The organism is Streptomyces sp. NPDC055506, assembly GCF_053643595.1.
In genome coordinates, this window is the sequence record NZ_JBSHKH010000055.1 from 30,335 (window position 1) to 50,590 (window position 20,256).

General features: G+C 66.6%; 13 protein-coding genes and 3 pseudogenes. 9 read left to right on the forward strand and 7 right to left on the reverse strand.

Going from position 1 to position 20,256, the window contains the following annotated elements; genetic code table 11:
- Positions 1-372 precede the first annotated feature (372 nt).
- The 3 genes and pseudogenes from ACWIF2_RS21665 to ACWIF2_RS21675 all read left to right on the forward strand — a co-directional run.
- Positions 373-720, forward strand: a complete 348-nt coding sequence (locus ACWIF2_RS21665; protein ID WP_454362269.1) for a trypco2 family protein — start codon at positions 373-375, stop codon at positions 718-720.
- A gap of 27 nt (positions 721-747) precedes the next feature.
- Complete coding sequence (locus ACWIF2_RS21670; protein WP_454362270.1) at positions 748-4,044, forward strand: NACHT domain-containing protein; 3,297 nt, start codon at positions 748-750, stop codon at positions 4,042-4,044.
- 135 nt (positions 4,045-4,179) lie between these two features.
- A pseudogene (locus tag ACWIF2_RS21675) lies at positions 4,180-4,395 on the forward strand (aminoglycoside phosphotransferase family protein); the annotation flags it as partial.
- A gap of 57 nt (positions 4,396-4,452) precedes the next feature.
- On the opposite strand, the gene ACWIF2_RS21680 reads toward ACWIF2_RS21675, so the two are convergent.
- The 6 genes and pseudogenes from ACWIF2_RS21680 to ACWIF2_RS21705 form a co-directional block, all read right to left on the reverse strand.
- Complete coding sequence (locus tag ACWIF2_RS21680) at positions 4,453-6,072, reverse strand: recombinase family protein (protein WP_454362271.1); 1,620 nt, start codon at positions 6,070-6,072, stop codon at positions 4,453-4,455.
- A 100-nt stretch (positions 6,073-6,172) separates the two neighbouring features.
- The gene (locus ACWIF2_RS21685; RefSeq protein ID WP_454362272.1) at positions 6,173-7,954 is read right to left on the reverse strand and encodes an amylo-alpha-1,6-glucosidase; all 1,782 of its coding nucleotides are present in this window, start codon (positions 7,952-7,954) and stop codon (positions 6,173-6,175) included.
- Positions 7,955-8,014: 60 nt separating this feature from the next.
- Positions 8,015-8,839 carry a carbohydrate ABC transporter permease gene (locus ACWIF2_RS21690; RefSeq protein ID WP_454362273.1) on the reverse strand — a complete coding sequence of 275 codons (825 nt, stop codon included), beginning with the start codon at positions 8,837-8,839 and terminating at the stop codon, positions 8,015-8,017.
- Positions 8,836-9,708: pseudogene (locus ACWIF2_RS21695) on the reverse strand (carbohydrate ABC transporter permease); the annotation flags it as partial. The pseudogene ACWIF2_RS21695 and the gene ACWIF2_RS21690, both read right to left, overlap by 4 nt.
- A 104-nt stretch (positions 9,709-9,812) precedes the next feature.
- Positions 9,813-11,060, reverse strand: coding sequence for a sugar ABC transporter substrate-binding protein (locus tag ACWIF2_RS21700; RefSeq protein ID WP_454362274.1), 1,248 nt, complete (start codon positions 11,058-11,060; stop codon positions 9,813-9,815).
- Between the two features lie 166 nt (positions 11,061-11,226).
- Complete coding sequence (locus tag ACWIF2_RS21705; RefSeq protein WP_454362275.1) at positions 11,227-12,273, reverse strand: LacI family DNA-binding transcriptional regulator; 1,047 nt, start codon at positions 12,271-12,273, stop codon at positions 11,227-11,229.
- Between the two features lie 347 nt (positions 12,274-12,620).
- Between ACWIF2_RS21705 and ACWIF2_RS21710 the strand changes: the two genes are divergently transcribed.
- On the forward strand, positions 12,621-16,265 hold the full coding sequence (locus ACWIF2_RS21710; protein WP_454362276.1) for a LamG-like jellyroll fold domain-containing protein: 3,645 nt from the start codon (positions 12,621-12,623) through the stop codon (positions 16,263-16,265).
- A gap of 123 nt (positions 16,266-16,388) precedes the next feature.
- On the opposite strand, the gene ACWIF2_RS21715 is transcribed toward ACWIF2_RS21710, so the two are convergent.
- Positions 16,389-17,078, reverse strand: coding sequence for a GAF and ANTAR domain-containing protein (locus tag ACWIF2_RS21715; RefSeq protein WP_454362277.1), 690 nt, complete (start codon positions 17,076-17,078; stop codon positions 16,389-16,391).
- Between the two features lie 156 nt (positions 17,079-17,234).
- Between ACWIF2_RS21715 and ACWIF2_RS21720 the strand changes: the two are divergent.
- From ACWIF2_RS21720 to ACWIF2_RS21740, 5 genes and pseudogenes are all read left to right on the forward strand, one after another.
- A pseudogene (locus ACWIF2_RS21720) lies at positions 17,235-17,588 on the forward strand (DUF2975 domain-containing protein); the annotation flags it as partial.
- The gene (locus ACWIF2_RS21725) at positions 17,588-17,806 is read left to right on the forward strand and encodes a helix-turn-helix domain-containing protein (protein WP_382493662.1); all 219 of its coding nucleotides are present in this window, start codon (positions 17,588-17,590) and stop codon (positions 17,804-17,806) included. The pseudogene ACWIF2_RS21720 and the gene ACWIF2_RS21725, both read left to right, overlap by 1 nt.
- Positions 17,807-17,831: 25 nt before the next feature.
- Positions 17,832-18,311 (forward strand): GNAT family N-acetyltransferase, encoded by a 480-nt coding sequence (locus tag ACWIF2_RS21730; RefSeq protein WP_454362278.1) that lies wholly within the window; start codon positions 17,832-17,834, stop codon positions 18,309-18,311.
- An 89-nt stretch (positions 18,312-18,400) separates the two neighbouring features.
- A complete protein-coding gene (locus ACWIF2_RS21735) occupies positions 18,401-19,513 on the forward strand; it encodes a hypothetical protein (protein ID WP_454362279.1) in 1,113 nt (370 codons plus the stop codon).
- Positions 19,514-19,561: 48 nt separating this feature from the next.
- Positions 19,562-20,256: TIGR03936 family radical SAM-associated protein (locus tag ACWIF2_RS21740; protein ID WP_454362280.1), on the forward strand; the 695-nt coding region annotated here is incomplete at its 3' end.

The window sequence follows — 20,256 nt, forward strand, 5'->3', positions numbered from 1 at the left end:
GTGGCTGCGGCGTTGGCTGGCGCGAGCGCTTCGGCCTCTCGCCCTCCGGCGCCACAGCCGCCCCTGCGGACACCTCTGCCGGGCTGTGTAAGTACCCTGAACATCGTTTCTGAGGTGGAGTGGGTATGAGAGCCCCAGGCTGGTGTGCGGCTGCCTGCAACCAGCCATCTTCAGGCTCGGCGCTCGGAGGTGCGTGATGGCGGCCGGCGCTAGGTCTGGCACACCGCGAGCACAGCGGGCGTGGTCGGCTGAAGCCGAGAAGCTGCTTATGAAATTCATTCTCAACAAGATCGTTCATTGTGCTTTCCACACATCCAGCTCGCGAGCGGCGTAACGTTCTTGTCGATCGCATCTAACTCGGGGGTGGAGCACGTGCAGACGGACTTCGGCGGATTTGACCTTGTTCGCGCTGTGCAGGCCGTGCGTGACGATCTTGTAGCCGCAGCTCACGCTGGACAAGACGAACAGGTTGTTTTTGAAGTCGGCGATATCCACATGGAGTTCGCCGTGGAGTTTCGCGAGGATTCCACTATGAAAGGTGGAATCAAGGCATGGGTGGTTTCCCTGGACGCCGGCTCCACTGCCTCCGCTGCGCAGACGCACAAAATCTCCTTTACGTTGACAGCGAAGAATGCTTCCGATGGCAGCGGCTTGCTAATCGCCAATGATGAACATGGCGACACTACAAGTTTTGGCGTTCCTGCTCCGGCAAATTCTTAGAGTAACGCGTTACAGCCGGGGATCGATGTGGCCAGCCATGAAGATCGTATCGTTGCGATTCTCGCAGAGCGTCAGGGCAGTGGAGTATTACTGACGCCAAAACTCGTTCTCACTAGCGGGCATGTAATTGGAAATGCTCAGGCGGTGAAGGCGATATCACCCTACGCGAATAAGCCAACCAACTGCGACGTCATCTGGGTGGGCACTGGATCAGGGTGCGACGCGGCCTTGCTGCGCTCTGACCACGATCTGATCGACACGGAGCTAGCAGAAACCCTTCCCGTCCTGCGCTGGGGACGCCTTGCGACTCGTTCTCCGCTAAGTGAATGTCAAATACTTGGTTTCCCAGCGGTGCAACGCTATGACGGCAACCATTTGGAATGCGAGCAGGTTACAGGCACCGTGAAGGCTGCTGCCGGCCTTTTGCGAAATATGTATGTTCTTGATATCGACCATACTCCTCCTTCGGAAGTGGCAGGCGGTTCGCCATGGGCTGGCTTGTCAGGGGCTCCGCTTTTTGTAGGATCTGTCCTTGTTGGAATAGTAGCGAGAGATCCTGCAAACCGACAGCACGGTAGAATCGAGGCTGTGCCAATAGACCGAATCCTCGCCGATGGAGAACTAGTAACTGACCTATCCTTGCTTTGGAAGTCAGTTCCGATCGTGGAGGATTTGACCAGCTCGCACCCTGACGACTGCAATTATGAGAAGCAATACGCTAAGGCGATCAGGGCTCGTTATAGGCGAACTGAGATATTCGGCCTCGATGAGATTCCCAGTAACGATAGCAACTGGGATCTCGATACGGCATACCTCAGTCTTGAGGCTGAGATCGTAGAGCCGGGACGGCTGGAGGTAGCGGAAGCTCACACCGTCCCAGCTACAACCGAGCGGCGCGTCATAGACGAACTCTTGGCCATGCATCCGAAAATTGTGGTGAGAGGTGAAGCGGGTGCGGGAAAGACAACTTTGGTTTGGTGGCTAGCGTCGCATGCTGCATGTGGGACGCTAACGGGGAGCTTGGCTGCTCTTAACGGACTAGTTCCCTTTGTGATTCCAATGCGTAATCTTGCAGACCAGGAATTCCCAACCCCCGCGGAATTACCCCGTGTCACGCGGCTCCCTTTGGATGAGGCACCGTCAGGATGGGCTGGTCGCGTTCTTGACGCGGGACGTGCTGTGCTATTGGTAGACGGCCTTGATGAGGTAACCCAAGACAAAAGGGAGGGCGCAAGAAGATGGTTGTCCGACTTGTTGCGCATGTACCCGAACTGCCGTTGCATAGCCACGGTTAGGCCGCTCGCTGTAGAACGGGATTGGCTGCAATCCGAAGGGTTTCGGGAAACGCGCCTGCTCCCTATGCGGGACGCCGAGATTCGGGAGTTCGTCGCGTCATGGCATGCTGCGGCGTGCCTGGAACAGCACTCCCATACTGTTCTAGAGGAACGCGCCGCGCAGAACGCACGAGTGCAGGAGCTGAAGAATGAGCTGCTACGAGAACTCTTCCGCAACGAGCCGTTGCGTGACCTCGCCCGCGTACCACTTCTCTGTGCTGTCATTTGCGCACTGCACCGTCGACGTCGTGGCGTCTTGCCGCAAACACGGTGGGAATTGTATCGTGCAGCACTGACGATGCTCCTTGGTGAGCGTGATTCTCGGCGCAGCATCACAGCCCCCGAAGGTATAACTCTGAGCTTTGAAGAACATCAGCAGCTACTTCAGCGCATCGCCATTTGGCTCGTGAGAAATAATCGCTCTCAACTCTCACGAGAGCAAGCCCGTAAACAGATATCGACTGCGCTTCAGGGAATGCCCCAGGTTCGCAGTCAGGGAACAGAGGAAACGGTTTTCGCTCATCTGCTCAACCGGACCGGACTACTGCAAGAATTGTCTAGTGATTTTGTGCAATTCATTCACAGGACCTTTCAAGACTATCTTGCGGCTAAAGAATTTGTAGAGAACGACAGCCTGAACGAGCTAGTTTCGCATGCAGACGATGAGGCCTGGCAAGATGTCATCAAGATGGCGGTCGGCCATTGCAACCGGCCGGACAGTCGCCGCCTCGTCCAGGACCTACTGAGAGTGGGGGAACGGTTTGCAAGGGCGAGGAGCCGGCAAGACGCTTTCATCCTAGCGGCGATCTGCGCTAACAGTGCGATCTTCCTTGATGATTCAGTGCGAGCGAATGTTTGGGAGAAAATTGCTTCTCTAATCCCGCCGCGAAATTATCGAGACGCCGTCCAGCTCGGACGACTTGGCCCGAAGGTCTTGGACATGCTGCCCGGCCCTGATGGCTTGGATCCTGCTAGCGCTGCGGCAGTCGTCACAACCGCTGGAGAAATTCGCGGGAAGAATGCGCTGGCGCTGATTAAGCAATTCGCGACGCATCCCAGTGTACATGTTCGGCGAAATATCGTGGAAGTTTGGGATGAGTTCCCTGTCGAAGAATTTGCCATCCAGATTTTGTCCGCGATGCCGTTGAGTGATGTCCAACTAACCCTTGAAAATCGTCAACAGTTCGACTGCCTTAGGCACCTTACTGGTGTATGCAGCTTGCGGTGCATAGGGGATTGGGATGAAGACTTCCTTCTTGAGAGCACTCGTTCCATTGAAGTGCGCGAACTGATATTCCATGAAAACACTGCGTTGCGCGGCCTAGATTTTCTGCGAAAGTACCCGAACCTCAATTCGCTGTGGCTGCGCGGGTGTACTAATGTAGAGAGCCTGTCTGCACTTGCCGGAACCCAGTTGAGATTTCTAAATATTGTGCATGCGCGACCCGATATAGATGTATCCGTACTGTCGGGTCTCGACCATCTACGCTCGCTCTCTATCAACACAAGGCTGCCATGGTCAGATTTTCGACAGGCGCCGGCTCTAGAGCAGGTTGAAACCCTATGGTTCGGCGCAGGGATGAACCGGAGAATCTCTTTGCGTGGCATAGAGCGCTGGGTCAAATTGCAGAGAGTTCGCCTAATGGGGCCTTGGGACTCGGCGGAAGTCGCACATCTCCAGCCGCTTAAATCTATGGACGAGTTGGAAATTCATCTCCATGCTTTGGAAAGTCTAGGCAGCCTCACTTTCCCCCAGTTGAAAGTACTTGATATTCGATGTCCTCGGAAAGTCTCCGTGGCTCCTATTCTGAAGAATTTTCCGAGCTTGCATAAGCTGACCTTGAACAACGTCACAGGTGACGGAGTGGTTGACTTCTGTGACGTGCAGTTCAGGGATGGGCTAAGGATTCAACTTCGCGGCTTTCGTGAACGGCTAAATGTGCATGATGGCATCTCTGGGATGCTCAGAATATCGGGAACGCTCTCTTGATGGTTGTTTCTAATTGACGCTGGTCGGTCTTCATCCCCCTAAGGCCTGGGTACGGTTGTCTCTGGCGCGCGTTGGGTTGGTCACCCGTGGGCGTGCGTCTGTTGGTCGCGCGCGACTAGGGGAGCTGGTACAGGCATGGCGGTTGACGCTGCTCGATTGGAAGAGGGGTTCACGTCGGCAAGGGCTACGCGGGTGATGAGTGCCGCGTGCCGGGCTGCGGGACTCGATGAAAGAGGCGCCGAGCTGATCCGGCTGGGAGAGAACGCGCTGTTCCGACTGGCCACGGCGCCGGTAGTCGTTCGAGTGGCTCGGGGCGAGCCATGGTTGCCGAAGGCTGGTGTCGAGGTTGCGGAGCCGCCCGCCCGGTTGTGTGGGGGGCGGCTCCGCTCGTGTGTCCGCCAGAAGGCGTCAGAATGCCTCGGCGAATTCATCCTCTTTCATGATCAGCCGGTCTCGTACGTCTTTGGGGATCATGAGCTTCATGTGGATGTGAGGGGCGCGAACCCCCTTCACCTTGCTCCGCTTGATCACGCATTTGACGCCGACCCTGAGCAGATCGGCGGCCATAGCTTCTATGCCGCCTTCTTCCCAGTGCTGCCGGAAGGTCTTGCCGTTGTGCACGGCTACCCATCGGTCCTTCGTGGACTCCGGATCGATGGCTTCCAACTGCTTGATGAGGTCGTCCAGCGTCTTCTCGGCCTTCTCCTTGGTGAAGCGTGTCTTCGTGAATCGGCCTCCGGGCTCCAAGCCCGCCATGTAGTAGCTGATGGACTCTTCCAGCCGCTGTAGCTCCTTGCGGGCGTCGGCACCCTGGCGGTACTCGCGTGTCATGACCGGCTCGTCACCCAGGACCCTCAAGACGTCGTCTACGAGCTTGCCGTAGATCTCATCGGGGTTAGGGGCGCCGTGACCTCCGGCCTTGCACTTACCGCACCGCAGGTACGAGTACGACCGTCCGTTGACTCGGTTCTTCTGCACGGTCATGTTCGAGCGGCAGTCGTGGCAGATCAGCACGCCGAGGAACTTTGTCGCGCCACCGGGACGTCGTGTGGGCTGGTTCTTCGCTCTGCGATCCAGGGCCTTCTGCAGGCTGTCGAACTCTTCCTCGGTGAAGATCGGGTCGGCTACCCGGATGGGTTGAGCGTCGCTACCAAGGACTATCTTCGAGCGGCGCACACCTCCGTTCTTCTCCTCTTCTACGCGGTAGCCCATGAGCGCTGGGTTCCTGAGACGTCGGAGCATTGTCGCCGTGGTCAGCCCCGGTCCGCAGAGGCCGGCCCGTACTAGGACCTTGGCCATGCGCCGAGCGGAGGCGGGCTTCGGCCTCATGGCGGCGTTGCGACACCAGTGCAGTGCTCGGTACGCATCCTGGTCGATGACGAGAACGACCCGTCCATCCTCGTTCTCCGCCGTTTGATAGCCGTACGCTGGCTTACCCACCAGCCAGTCAGTCTGTGTCTTGACGTAGTTCCACAGGCTTGCGACGCGCGTGCTCGTGTTGGCCGCCTCGATCTCGGCGATACCGCCGATGATCGTGACCATGATCTTCCCGGCCGTGGTGGTCAGGTCGATCGAGTCGTTCTTGGAGACCAGGTTCTTCCCGTACTTCAGGCACCAGTCGATCACGGTGCTGAGGTCACTGAGTCGCCGTACGAAACGGTCCAGCTTCCAAAAAAGGATCTCGTCGAACTCCGGCGCCCTGTTGTTCAGCCAGTCTCCGAGTTCCTTGCGCTTCCACGGTGGAACCTTCGTCGCCGACACGTTGAGATCGCTGGCCACGCCGACAACTCGACAACCACGGTCCAGTGCCAGCTTCCGAAGATCGAGTTCCTGGCGGACCGGCGACGTCGTGTCGTCGGTGAGCACGGACAGCCGCACGGACAACAGGGCCCGTGGGGCGTCGTCGGGTAAGAGCGCTTCGGCCTTCTTCAGGTCCTCCAAGAGGGCTAAGTCAGCGTCGGTCCACTCGGCCTCAACTGAGTATTGAGCGCGGTCAGTTGCTGCGCGCGTCCTCGTTCGCTTCGCCATGACCAGCACCGTAGTGGATATGAGAGCGTTGGGGTATGGCTGCAGATGGACACGGAGATCCAGATCGGCCCGACCGGGAAGAAGCTTCTGCCTCTTACGGTCAAGAACGCCGGTCCGGCGCCCGCGTCGAGTGGGCACGTGCACTGAGTGGGTCGTCGGTGGCTGCCTCCGCGAGGAGGAGGTAGCCGGCGGCGGTCCAGGTGTAGGCGCGGTCCCGTAGGCCCGTGCCGGTCAGGGCGTCGAAGTTTTCGGCGAAGCCGTGGGTTTCGCAGAGGGTGCGGAAGCGGGTGCTGATGTCGGCCGCCAGTCGGTGGTGGCCGGCGCGGCGCAGGCCGTCTTCTATGAGGACCGTGGCGGGGGCCCAGATCGGGCCGCGCCAGTAGCCGTCGGCGAGGTAGTGCGGTGAGGTCGGCAGCTCCGTGGCCAGGCCGTGGGGGGTCAGGTGGGCCGCGATGCGGTCGGCCAGCCGGGCGCTGATCGCGGGCGGGAGGTGCTCGCCGAGCACGATGGGCATCAGGTCGAGGAGGCTTGAGCCGGTCCAGGTGTTCCCGCTGTGGACGCCCCGGGTCGTGAAGCGGTCGCCGGTCCAGAGTTCGTCCAGGAGGGATGCCTGGGTCGTATCGGCGGTTTGTGTCCACCGCGCTGCGTCGTCTGGTCTGTCCAAGTGTGCTGCCAGGGCGGCCAGTTCGTGCAGCTGGAGGATGAGGAAGGCGGCCAGGTCCGCGGTGACGACCAGGCGTTCGGGGTCGAACGTGGTGGCGTTGTCCCAGCCGCTGTCGTTGCCGTGGTGGTAGTGGGGGAGTGCCTCGCCGGGGGTGCGGCGGGCGGTGAGCCAGAAGGTCGTCCAGCGTTCCAGCCGGTCGTAGGCGCCTGCCAGTTCGGTGCGGTCGGGGGGTGTGGGCAGGCGGCGGCGCAGGTGGCCGAGGGTCCAGCCGTGGACGGGCGGTTTGACGAAGTTGCGCAGGACCTCGGAGTGGGTGACCGAATCGGGGAGCGCCCCGGTCTCGTCCTGGTGGTCGAAGGGCAACTGGTACTGGTCCCAGGCCAGTTCGGGGCGGCCGGGGGCCAGGGCCAGGGCGTTGAAGCAGTGGTCCCAGCTCCAGACCTTGTCCATCCAGTGCTTGGACATCAGGACGGCGGGGCGGGGGACCAGTCCGGCCGGGCGTACGGTCGCGGACCACAGGACGTAGGCGGCGAGTTCGGCGGCCGGGGTGGCCGGGGAGCGCCAGGGGGCCACCGCGTCGACGAAGTCCGTGAAGGCGTTCCGCGCCGCCTCGACGATCTTGCCGAAGGGTGAGGTCGACACGTACGGCGGGCGGGCCGTGTCGAGTTCCTCGACAGCGATCTCCCAGGTGTCGTCCGGGCCGGCGGTGACCGTGAGGCCGCGGTCGGCGGTGCCCAGGGTCTGGTCGCCGTGGGTGTGGGTCACCGTGCCGGACAGGACGGTGACGCGGCAGCGGCGGCCGGTCTCGTACGACGTGAAGACGTAGGCGTCGGTGGCCGCGTCGCGGAAGAAGTACGTGCCGCTGAAGGGGGTCAGGGTGCGGGCCGAGGCGGAGACGCGCAGCGGCAGTGCCGTGCCGCGCAGGCGGACGGTGTCCGGCGACTCGTAGGCGAGGTCGACGCGGCCGACCCTGCCGACGCCGATCCAGCTCAGCAGGGCCGGGGTGGCCTCCACCCGGGTCTCGGCCCGCTCGCCCGTCACACGGTCGAGGGGCGTCAGGGTCAGGACGGCGTGCATGCCGTTCTGGTGCGAGACGAGGTGGAGGTCGTCGGCGTACGTCTTCTCCGCCACCACGGGGGAGATGTCGAACCAGGATCCGTAGGTGCTGAACGGGATGTCCTGGACGGAGAAGGCCGGGCCGGAGCGGTCGGCGGTCATGAAGGGGCACTCGTTTCTCGAGCAGGGATCGTGGGGAACACCAGGTCGGTCCGCGCCAGGTCAGTCCTTGACCGCGCCGGCTGTCACACCCGCGGCGACATAGCGCTGGGCCAGGACGAGGATGACCGCGGCCGGCAGTGAGGCCACGACGGCGGTGGCCATGATGGCGTTCCACTCCTGGTTGTTGTTGCCGATGTAGTGGTAGATGCCGAGGGTGATCGGCTCCCGCGGGCCGCCGTTGACGAGGGTGCTCGCGAAGACGAAGTCGGACCAGGACCACAGGAACGCGAACAGCGACACGGTGACGACGGCGTTGCGGCTCATCGGCAGGACGATCGACCGGAAGGTGCGCCAGGGTCCGGCACCGTCCGTGAGCGCCGCCTGGAGCAGTTCGTCGGGGATGCCGGACATGAACGCGGTGAAGATGAGGACCGCGAAGGGGACGGCCAGGGTGGAGTCGGCGACGATCAGGCCGGGGACGGACTGGAGCAGGCCGAGCTGGAGGTAGATGGCGTAGAAGCCCATCGCCATGATGATGCCGGGGATCATCTGGGCGGCGAGCAGGACGAAGCCGAGGATGCCGCGGCCGCGTGGGCGCAGTTTGGCCAGCGCGTAGCCGGCGGGGGCGGACAGGGCCACGGTCAGGGCGACGGTGCCGAGGCCGATGACGAGGCTCGTGCCGAGGTAGGGCAACTGCTCGTCGAGGACGGTGCGGTAGCCGGCCAGGGTGCCGTGGGCGGGGAACAGGTCCGGCGGGCTCTTGCGCAGGTCCTGGTCGCGGGTGAGGGACACGTTCAGCATCCAGTAGACCGGGAAGAGCATGATGCCGGTCAGCAGGACGCCGATGGCCGTCTTCCCCCAGGTGCGCTTGCCGTTTCGGCTCATGAGAGCGCCTGCTTTCTCTGCGCCCGGACGTAGACCAGGCCGAACACCAGGGCGGCCACCACCAGCAGGTTGCCGACGGCCGCGCCCGGGCCGAAGGCGGGCAGCAGGTTGCCGAAGCCGAGTTGGTAGGACCAGGTGGCGAAGGTTGTGGAGGCTCCGGCCGGGCCGCCCTTGGTCATGATCCAGATGATGTCGAAGACCTTGAGCGTGTAGACCAGCCCGAGCAGCAGGGTGATCGCGGACACCGGCCGCAGCAGCGGGATGGTGATGCTCCAGAACCGCCGCCAGGGACCCGCCCCGTCGAGGGCGGCGGCCTCGTACAGCCCGGCCGGGATGGACTGCAGTCCGCTGTAAAGCACGACCAGGTTGAACGGGATGCCGATCCAGATGTTGGCGATGATCACGGAAGTGAGTGACCAGGACGGCGAGGTCAGCCAGTTCACCGGGTCGATGCCGATGGCGCTCAGCAGGGCGTTGACCAGCCCGGAGTCGCTGTTGAGCAGCCATGACCAGGTGGAGGCCGACACGATCAGCGGCAGCAGCCAGGGCACCAGGAACAGCGCCCGCAGGGTGGCGGAGAGCCGGAAGTGCTGGTTGAAGAAGACCGCGAGCGCCAGGCCGATGAGGTACTGGAAGACCAGGCACACGGCGGTGAACACCACGGTGTGGAACAGGGCGGGTGCGAAGGCCGGGTCGTCGAAGACGGTCCGGTAGTTGTGCAGGCCGGTGAAGGGGGCGTCACCCTGGACGAAGGAGCGGACGGTGTAGTCGCGCAGGCTCAGGTCGAGGTTGCGGTAGAGCGGATAGAGGTAGAAGAGGACGAGGTAGAGCGTCACTGGGGTGAGGAAGGCCCAGGCGGCCCACTGCCCGTTGTGGATCGACTGTCTCGTGCGGGTCGACTGCCTCGTGTGGATCGTCTGTCTCGTGCGGGTCGACTGCCTCGTGCGGACCGTCGGATGACCTCGGTCCATGGTCACTCGGCCGCGGACTGGGCGGTGGTGAGCGCGTCCTTCGGCGACTTGGAGCCGCTGAGGGCGGACTGCACGGCCTTCCACAACTGCTCGGAGATCTTGGGGTACTTGGTGCCGAGGTCGTCACTGGTGCGGCCCTTGGCCGACTTGACCGCGTCCACCCATGGCTTGAGGTCGGGGTCGGCCGCCACCTGCTTGTCCTGGACCTCGCTGGTGGGTGCGACGTAGGAGAGGGTGGTGTCGGTGTCGTACAGGTTCTTGGTGCTGGTCAGGCAGGTCGCGAGCTTGCGCGTGGTGGCGTAGCGGCCGGTGTCGCCCTGCACCGGGACGGTGACGAACTCGCCGCCCGTCGGGGCCGCGGCACTGCCGCCCTCGGCGGCCGGGACGGGCAGGACACCGAAGTCGAAGCCGGCCTTCTTGGCGGCGGCGAGCTGCCAGGTGCCGTTCTCGGCGAAGGCGTAGTCGCCGGTCGCGAACTCCTGCCAGCTGGTGGTCTGGGTGTTGTTGAGCACCGAGTTGGGGGCGTAGCCCTTGTCCAGCCAGTCCTTCCAGAGGGAGAGCGCGGAGACGGCCGCGGGCGAGTCGACGTCGGTCAGCTCGGCTCCGGAGCCCCAGAACCACGGCAGGAACTGGAAGCTGCCCTCCTCGGTGCCGATCGCGGAGAAGGTGATGCCCTTCTTCCCGGCCTGCTCGACCTTCGCCAGCGCGGCCGTCAGCGACGTCCAGTCCTTGACGGTGGCTATGTCCACCCCGGCTTCCTTCAGGACCTTCTTGTTGTAGTAGAGGGCGAGGGTGTTGGCGCCGATCGGGGTGCCGTAGGTCTTGCCGTCCGACTGGCCGGCCGCGAGCAGGTTGGGGTCCACGCCCGAGGTGTCGAGCTTGCTGTCGCCGGTGGTGGTGAGCACGCCCGCCTCGGCCAGGGTCGACACCACCGGGTTGTCGACGATGAGGACGTCGGGGGAGTTGCCCTGCTGGGCGGCGAGCAGCGTCTTGTTGGCCAGGTCGCTGGTGTCGAAGCCGGTCCGCTTGATCTTCACTCCGGCCTCGCTGCCGCAGGCGTCCAGCAGCTTCACCCACGCGGAGCCCTTGGCGAACTGCGGGTACGGGTCCCAGATCGTGTACGTGCCGTCGTCCGCCGCCTTCGCCCCGGTGCCTGCCGAGCCGGATCCGCAGGCGGTGGCGCTCGTGGCGACGGCCAGGGCGGTCAGGGCCGCGGCGGTCAGGCGGCGCCGTCTGGAGAAGCTGTTCATCGCGGGGTCCTTTGTGTCGGGCATGCGGGTGCCGAGGCGAGGGCGCTGCTGGAAGTGGGCACGCCGAACAGCGCTGATGGGCGTTCGGGCCTTTGACGGGGTGAAGGGCCTGTGACGGGGTGAAGGGCGTGCGAGGGGGGGGAAGGAGGAGGCCAGGGGGCCTCGGTCAGGCCGTCGTATCGGCCCCGGTGCCCGCCGCGGGCGTGACCCCCGCGGGTCCGGTGCTGGCCCGCAGGGAGATGGGCGGGGTGAGGAGGTGGTGCCGGGGCGGGGCATCGGGGTGGTCGAGCCGTTCCACCAGCAGCTCGACGGCGAGCCGGCCCAGGTCGGCCGCGGGCACGTCCGCCGCCGTGAGCCGCGGGGTCACCGTCTCGGCCCAGCGGGCGGCCACGACCCCGGTGACGGAGAAGTCGCGCGGGACATGGCGGCCGGCCTGGGCCAGCCCCCGGTACAGACCGCCCAGCGCGGCCTCGTTCAGTGTGACCAGGCCGGTGGTGGCCGGGTCGTCGTGCAGGATGCGTTCCACACAGGCCTGGCCGGAGGCGGCGTCGTCCCCGCAGCAGTAGGTGCGCACGGTCAGCCCGCGCTCGGCCGCGGCCTTGGTGAAGCCGTCCAGGCCGCGGTGCGCGGACTCGTACCCGGCCCGCAGCAGTTGCTCCGGGCGGTTGACGAAGGCGATCCGGCGGTGGCCGAGGTCCGCCAGGTGATGGACGCAGGCCTCCACGAGCGCGATGTGGTCCAGGCCCACCCACCATGTGCCTTCGGGGCGAGCGGTACGGCCGATGGCGACGGAGGGGAAGTCCAGGGCGGCCAGATGGTCGGCCCGGTCGTCCTCCAGCCTGATCTCCATCAGGATCGCGCCGTCGACCCGCCGCTCACCCAGCAGTCGCTGGAAGGAACGGTCGCTGTCCACGCCGCTGGGGGACAGCAGCACGTCGTAGTCGTAGACCGCGGCGGCCTCGACGACGCTGCCGATGAAGTCCAGCTGCATTCCCGTGTAGTGGTTCCCGGCCGGCGGGAAGACCAGGCCGAGGGTGCTGGTCCGGCCGTTGGCCAGGGCACGGGCACTGGCGCTGGGCCGGTACCCGAGTTCGTCGACGACCTGCTGGATCTTCCGGCGGGTGTCGTCCGACACCGGGCGCTTGCCGCTCAGCGCGTAGGAGACGGTGCTCCGCGAGACACCGGCCCGGCGGGCGATCTCACCGATGTTCACGGCAACTCCTTGCTCGAGGACCGAACCGGTTCGACAGCGACCGGTCGTTGTCGAACCGGTTCGCATGGAGGGAACGTAGGAACTGCCCGGAGGCCTGTCAACACCCGGGCCGAACTTCGCAGGCCGGGCGTCGCGACCGACAAGATCCCTGTGCCGGAGGGATTGCTGGCCCGAGGCGCCGGTGCTAGCTTCCCGAACCGGTTCGATGCGGCGATCCACTTCCCGGGCTTGCCCTGTCCGTTCGCAGGCTACTGCCGTCACCCACGTCTGCCCCCTACGCATGCCATCGAGTCGAACCGGTTCGACGGCAGTGTCACAACCGCCCCCGACGATTGAGGACGCTACCCATGCCATCCCCTGACAGATCCCCGCGGCGCCGCGCCCCGGCCGCCGTGGCGCTGACCCTCGGCGCGGGCCTGCTGGCCACACCGGCAGCCCCCGCGCACGCGGCGGAGCCGCCCCCGCCCGCCGCCCGCTACACCTTCGACCAGGACGACATGGCCTCCGGGAAGATCACCGACAGTTCCGGCAACGGCCTGACGGCAGATCTGGTGAACGCCTCCACCGCCCGTTCCGTCGAGGGCACGGCCGGGGGCAAGGCCCTCGCCCTGCCCGGCGGTGCGGCCGGCTCCAGTGGTGCCTATGTCCGCCTGCCCCGCGCAGTGGTCGGTGACGCGGCCGACCTGACGGTCTCCGCACGCGTGAAGTGGAGCGGCGACAAGTCGCCCTGGCAGCGGATCTTCGACCTGGGCACCGACACCACCAAGTACCTCTTCAGCACCCCGTACAACGGCGGCGGACTGTTCCAGACCTCCGTGACCACCGGCGGAGGGGGCGCGGAGGCACAGGTGCGCGGCTACGCGCCGCTCCCCGCGGACCAGTGGCGGACGGTGACCGTCACCCTCGACACCTCCGCCGGCCGGCTCACCACCTACCTCGACGGCGTGGCGGTCTCCTCCGCCGAGACCGGCATCAAGGCCAAGGATCTGCTGGAGAGTTCGGCCACCGCCGCCGGCTACATCGGCAAGTCCCTCTACCCGGACCCGCTGCTCAAGGGCGCGATCGACGACTTCACCGTGTGGCACGCGGCGCTGAGCGCCGAGCAGGTGGCCGGTACGGTCGGTGCCGTGCCGACCGTCCAGGAGCTCTCGAAGACATCCTTCGAGGTCCGTACCACCACCGGGACCGCCCCGTCCCTCCCGGCCGCCGCCCGCGCCTCCTTCACCGACGGCTACGACCGGGACGTGCCGGTCACCTGGGACGCCGTACCGTCCGAGAAGTACGCGAAGCCGGGCACCTTCACGGTGGCCGGGACCGCGGCCGGACGCGCGGTGCAGGCCACCGTCACCGTGGTCCGCGAGGGGCAGCTCACCGTCGACCTCGGCTCGGACACCGGCGCTTTCCACGGCGGCGCCTCCGGCACCCTGTACGGCGTGTACGGACCGGACGTCCCCACCAACAACCTCATGGAGGGCATGGGCCTGCGCACGGTCTCCACCAAGGCCCAGGACGGCCCGCAGCACCCGGGTGCCGACGCGCTGGAGGTGGTCAGGCCGCTGGCCGACTCCACCGACGGCGACGTGTACATCTACATGACCGACATCCACCGCGGCTTCCCGTACCAGTGGCCGGGCGACACACCCGAGGAGAAGATCGAGCTCTACCGGGAGAAGGTCGCCCAGCAGGTCGACCAGGTCCTGAAGCTGCCGAAGCGGTACCAGGACAACATCGTCTTCGTGCCGTTCAACGAGCCCGAGGGCAACATGTTCGGCACCGGCGAGTGGAGCTACGACAAGGTCAGCTGGCTCGACAAGCCCGACCGCTACTTCGCCGCCTGGGACGACTTCTACAAGCTCATCAAGGGCAAGATGCCCGAGGCCCGCATCGCCGGGCCCAACACCAGCGTCCTGTACGACCAGGTGAAGGGCTTCCTCACCCACACCCTGGCCGCAGGCACCCTCCCGGACGTCATCACCTGGCACGAGCTGAGCCACCCGGAGGCGGTGCGCGAGAGCGTCGCCAAGTACCGGGCGTGGGAGAAGGACCTGTTCGAGGGCACCGGCAAGGCGGGCACCGAACTGCCCGTCAACATCAACGAGTACGCCTTCAACTACCACACCTCGGTGCCCGGCCAGATGATCCAGTGGGTGTCCGCGATCGAGGAGTCCAAGGTCGACGCCGACATCGCGTACTGGAACATCGACGGCAACCTCTCCGACTCCGCGGTGCAGTCGAACCGCGGCAACGGCCAGTGGTGGCTGCTGAACTCCTACGCTTCGATGAGTGGCCACACCGTCGAGGTGACCCCGCCCTTCCCGGGCGAGAACTACACCATGCAGGGCGTCGGCACGCTCGACGAGAAGAGGAAGCAGGCCCGGCTGCTCTTCGGCGGCTCCACGGGCAAGGGCCACATCACTTTCGCGGGCGTCCCGAAGAAGCTGTTCGGCGACCGGGTGCACGCCTGGGTGAAGGAGATCGAGTGGAGCGGCCAGATCGGCGACAACTCCGGCCCGATGCTGCTCACCGAGCGGAACCTGAAGGTCGGTGACGACGGCACGGTCGTCGTCGACTTCGGTGACGGCGGGCTGCCGGCGCTGAAGGAGTCCTCGGCCTACGAGATCGTCCTCAGCCCGGCCGGGAAGGCGAAGAGCACCCAGTCGCCGCCCGTGCGCTGGCAGGGCTCCTACGAGGCGGAGGACGCCGCCCACACCGGGTCCGGCTGGTCGAAGAACGGCCCGGAGGGCTCGCCCCGCGACGTGTCGAAGTTCTACACCTCCGGCGGCTACGACGTGGGCGGTCTGCGCACCGGCTCTGACGTCACGCTGGACTTCACCGTGGACGTCCCCGAGGACGGCGTCTACGACCTGAGCGTCTTCGCCAACTCCCTCAACACCTTCGACAAGGTGAAGGCGCAGGGCCCGGCCAATGTCTTCCTGCGCGTGGACGGAAAGGCGGACAGCGAGCGGGAGCTGCACCTGCCGCTCGGCTACAAGTGGGTGGTCTGGGACCACACCGACACCGAGGTGAAGCTCACCAAGGGCAGGCACACCCTGACGCTCGCCGCGAAGAGCCTCGACGGCAAGCGCGCCACCAAGGGCGACGCCATAGTCGACCGCCTCACCCTGTCCCTGCCGGACGCCTCGGCCGGCACCCGGGTGTACGAGGGCGAGCTGGCCTGGCCGGGCGGCGGGGCACGGCCCGTCTACGACCTGCCGAATCGGTCGGGCTCGGGCGCGGTCCGGCTCGCCAAGGGCCAGACGGCCACGTTCTGGGTCTACTCACCCGCCGACCGCGAGGCCACCCTGAGGGTCGACACCCTCGGCGGCACCGGCGCCCGGCTCTCCGTCAACGGGCACGACGTGCTGCGCCTGGCCAAGAACCGGAGCAGTGTGGCCGTGTCCCTCTCGGGCGGCGTCAACAAGGTGACCGTGACCGGCGGCCCGGCCGCGACCCTCGTCGACCGTCTGACGGTCACACCGACCGAGGGCAGGCTGCCGACGCGCACCTACGAGGCAGGCCAGGCCGAGCTCGCGGGCTCGGCCACGCTCGCCCCGCTCTCGCTGGCCACCGACGGCACGGCGATCACGGGCATCGGCGGCGCCCCCGGCAACGGCAACACCGCGACGTTCACCGTCACGGCCGACCGGCCCGGCCTGTACGCGCTGCGCGTCCGCTACTCCAACCCCGAACAGTCCGAGGCCACGCACTACAACCCGGATCCGCTCGCCCGCCACGCCGACATCAGCGTCAACGGCGGCGAGCCGCGGCGCGTCGGCTTCCCGCACAGCTTCCACCAGAACAACTTCTGGGAGCTGACCGTCCCGGTCCAGCTCGGGAAGGGGAAGAACACGATCGGCTTCCGCTCCGAGGAGCTGCCGAACTACGACGGCACCACCTATGCCTCGGACACCTTCCCCGGGGTGCTGCTCCGCTCCCGCTACGCGCCGCTGATCGACCGGATCACCGTCGTGCCGTACGCGCGAGAAGACTGAGGAGGCCGAGGGGTGAGGTCGGTCCTCGGGGGGACCCGCTGAGAAGGGCGGGGTCGGTGGCGCTCCCCCGGGGGACCGGCCCGGCCCAGGTTCCCCCGGTTCAGCCACGAGCTGGGGGAGCCGTCAGCTCAGGCGGCCCTGTTCGCAGACGCGCCGGGCGACCTCGCGGAGCTTGATGTTCCGCTCCTGGGAGAAGCGGCGCAGCACGTCGAAGGCCTCCTTCTCGTTGAGGTTGTGGCTGCCCATGAGGATGCCCATGGCCTCGCCGATGAGATGACGCGTGGCGACGGCCTGCTCCATCTGGGCGTGGCTGCGGGCACTGGCGAAGGCGATGGCGGCGTGCGAGGCCAGCAGCCAGCCGGCGGTCTCGCTGTCCTCCGTGAAGGACCCCGCGCGGCCGGAGTAGAGATTGAGCGCGCCGAGCTCCTCGTCCTCGGTGTACAGCAGGAAACCCATCATGCTGCCCACGCCCAGTTCACGGGCCTGCTTCGCGTACGCGGGCCAGCGAGGCTGCTCGTCGGTGAAGTCGGGGACGCGGAAGACCCGTCCCTCGGAGCCGCTCCGCGCCGCGTCGAAGCAGGGGCCCTCCGCCAGGCGCTCCTGCAGCTGGTCGCTCTCGACGACCAGGTCGGACGTGGGGGCGAGCGTCTCCACCCGTTTGCCGTGCAGGAGGAGAATGCCGGCCGCGTCGCATCCGGCCACGAGCCTCGTGGCCGAGTCGGTGATGTGTTCGAGGGTGGCGTCGACCGACTCCTGGGCGAGCAGGTCCCGTGCCATGGAGGCCATCTGCTGCGCGAACACGCGCCATTCCACCGTGATTCTCCCTCGGTCGTCACCTCGGCGTCCTCCCTGCCCACGTTGTCACGTTTCCCCGGGGAGGGCCGCCCCGTTGCGTCATCTATCGAGTTTCGATAGATTTCCATCGTGGCCCGATCGAGGGAGTGGTGATGAGGAAGGTACGTGTATCTGCGCACCCCGATCCTCGTGATCACGATCCTCGGTATCGTGACGGCCCAGGTCGTTGTGGTCTGTGTGTGGCGGCTGGTGACGATGGTGCGCCGCGGGACGGTGTTCTCCACCGCCGCCTTCCGGTACGTGCACATCGTGATCGGCGCGTTCGTGGCGGCCGCCCTGCTGGTCTTCGCCCTCGCGGTCGTGCTCGCGCCCGGCGAGGCCGTCGCTCCCGGCGTGGTCCTGCTGCTGTGCGGGGTCGTCGTGGCCGTGCTGGGCGTCGCGCTGGTCGTGCTCGTGCTGCTCGCACAGGCCGTCGCACGCGACATCGAGGCGGCCCGGATGCGGGCCGAGTTGGAAGAGGTCATCTGATGGCGATCGCCGTCGACATCGACGTGATGCTGGCCAAACGGAAGATGTCCGTGGGCGAGCTCGCGGAACGCGTCGGCATCACCCCCGCCAACCTGGCGGTCCTCAAGAACGGCCGCGCCAAGGCGGTCCGTTTCTCCACACTCGCCGCACTCTGCGAAGTGCTGGAGTGCCAGCCGGGGGACCTGCTGCGCTGGGAGTCCGACGGCGTCGACGGGTGAAGTCGCCGCTCTGGACAATGCGGTGATGGAGAACATCAGCATCCGGCCCGTCCGGCCGGGCGAACTGGCCGCTGTCGCCGGGCTCCGATGGGAGTGGCTCGTCGAGAACGGCGGCGAGGCCCCCAGCGAACGCGAGGAGTTCGTACGGCACTTCGCCGCATGGGCCCGGGAGAACGCGGCGTCGCATCGGTGCATGGTGGTCGTGCGTGACGACGCCGCGGTCATCGGCATGGCGTGGCTGGCCGTGGTGCAGCGGGTGCCCACACCGCGAGCGATGCGGCGGGCCTCCGGCGATCTGCAATGCGTGTACGTCGTCCCCGAGGCCCGGGACGGCGGGCTGGGCGGGCGGCTCATCCAGGCCGTTCTGGACCGGGCCCGGGAGCTCGGGCTGGAGCGGGTCACCGTGCACTCGACCCGGCGGGCGATCCCCGCCTACGCCCGGAACGGTTTCCAGGAGTCGGCCCGCCTGCTGCAGGCCCATGTCGCGAGTCCCCGGGGCGTATGACCATGGCGCCGGGCGGAGGATCCGCGGAAGAACGGGGCAAGATTGTGCCGGGCCGCATCCGGACAGGGCGTTGAGGCGTCTTCGACGATATGGATCTGGAGAAGCCGGCCCGCGAGGACTCCGAGGCGCGGGTCGATCTGCGCAAGAGAGCGGCTGAGGCGTACGCGCCGCCCGTGCGTGAGGGCGCCGCGCCCGAGGGGTGTCTCGCCGTCGCGATCCGAATTCCCGTGCGGATCGTGGTGCTCGTGCTGGTCGTCCCGGTGCGCATGGTGTGGGACGCGCTCGTCGTGGCCGGACGGTTCCTGAACGACACGGTGTTCCGGCCGGTGGGGCGGGCCCTGCTCTGGCTCGGGCGGGCGGTGTTCGTCTGGCCGTTCGTGGGGCTGTGGCGGTACGTCGTCGTGCCGGTGGGCAAGGCCCTCGGGTGGCTCGGGCACGTACTCGCGATCGTGCCCCTGGTGTGGCTGTACCGGCATGTGCTGACGCCGGCCGGGCACGCGATCGCGTGGGCCGCCAAGGGGGTCGGGGCCGCGCTCGGCTGGGTGTACGCGCATCTGCTCACGCCCGTCGGGCACGCCGTGATCTGGCTGCTCAGGGGGCTCGTCGTCGTACCCGCCCTGTGGCTGTACACCTGGGTGATCGCACCGGTCGGGCGCGCGATCGCCTGGTGCGGCAAGGGTCTGGTGTGGCTGGTGAGCACGATCGTCACCGGCGTCGGAACGGCCCTCTACTGGATCACCCGGATCCTGCTCGTCCTGCCCGCCCTCGCCCTCTGGAACTGGGTTCTCGCCCCCGTCGGGCGGGTCCTCGCCGTCATCGGCCGGGAAATACGGGACGCCCTCGGGCACGCGTGGCGCGTCGCCGGGCACATCTCGCTCGCCGTCGGGCGATTCCTCGGCACCCTCTTCCGGTGGATCTTCGTCGAGCCGGTGCGGTGGGTGTACCGCAGCGTGCTGACACCGCTCGGACACCTCGTGCGGGACACCGTCCTGCGGCCCGTCGCCGAGGCCGCCCGCAGCGTGGGGCGCGCCACCCGGCAGGCCCTGGCCACGGCCCGGGAGTCCGTACGGCAGGCGCGTGCCGACTTCCGGCGGATGCTCTTCGGCGAGCCGAGGCGGCCGCGGCCGGTGGACCGCGGGGAACCTTCGGCGCGCGAGACACGTACTCTTGGTAGCAGTACGACCGCTCTCACGAAGGACTGAACGACACTGGGCAAGCGACAGCCCGAAGGCCCGCCGCCCGCACCCGCGGTGCAGCGCATCCGACTGCGCTACACCAAGCGCGGCCGCCTCCGGTTCACCAGCCACCGTGACTTCCAGCGCGCCTTCGAGCGTGCGTTGCGCCGTGCCGAGGTGCCGATGGCCTACTCGGCGGGCTTCACACCGCACCCGAAGGTGTCGTACGCCAATGCCGCACCCACCGGCACGGGCAGTGAGGCGGAATACCTGGAGATCGCGCTCACCGCACCGCGCGATCCGGAGCAGCTCAGGTCCCTTCTCGACGCGTCGATGCCCACCGGGCTCGACATCGTCGAGGCGGTCGAGGCCCGCACCTCGGGACTCGCCGACCGGCTGACGGCTTCCGTGTGGGAGCTGCGGCTGGACGGTGTGCCGCCGGAGGAGGCCCGCCGCGCGGCGGACACCTTCACCGCGGCCGAGGCCGTCGAGGTCCAGCGCCAAGCCAAGAACGGCGTCCGCACCTTCGACGCCCGCGCCGCCGTGGTGAGCCTGGAGATCCCAGACCTCACGGAAACGCACAGTTCGCAGGCTGATAGGCCGACCGACCAGCCCTGTGCGATACTGCGCCTGGTTGTTCGGCACGTGACGCCTGCCGTACGACCCGACGACGTCCTGTCCGGTCTCCGCGCCGTGGCCGACCTGGCGCCGCCGGTCCCCGCAGCGGTGACCAGGCTGGCGCAGGGGCTGTTCGATGAAGAGACCGGCAC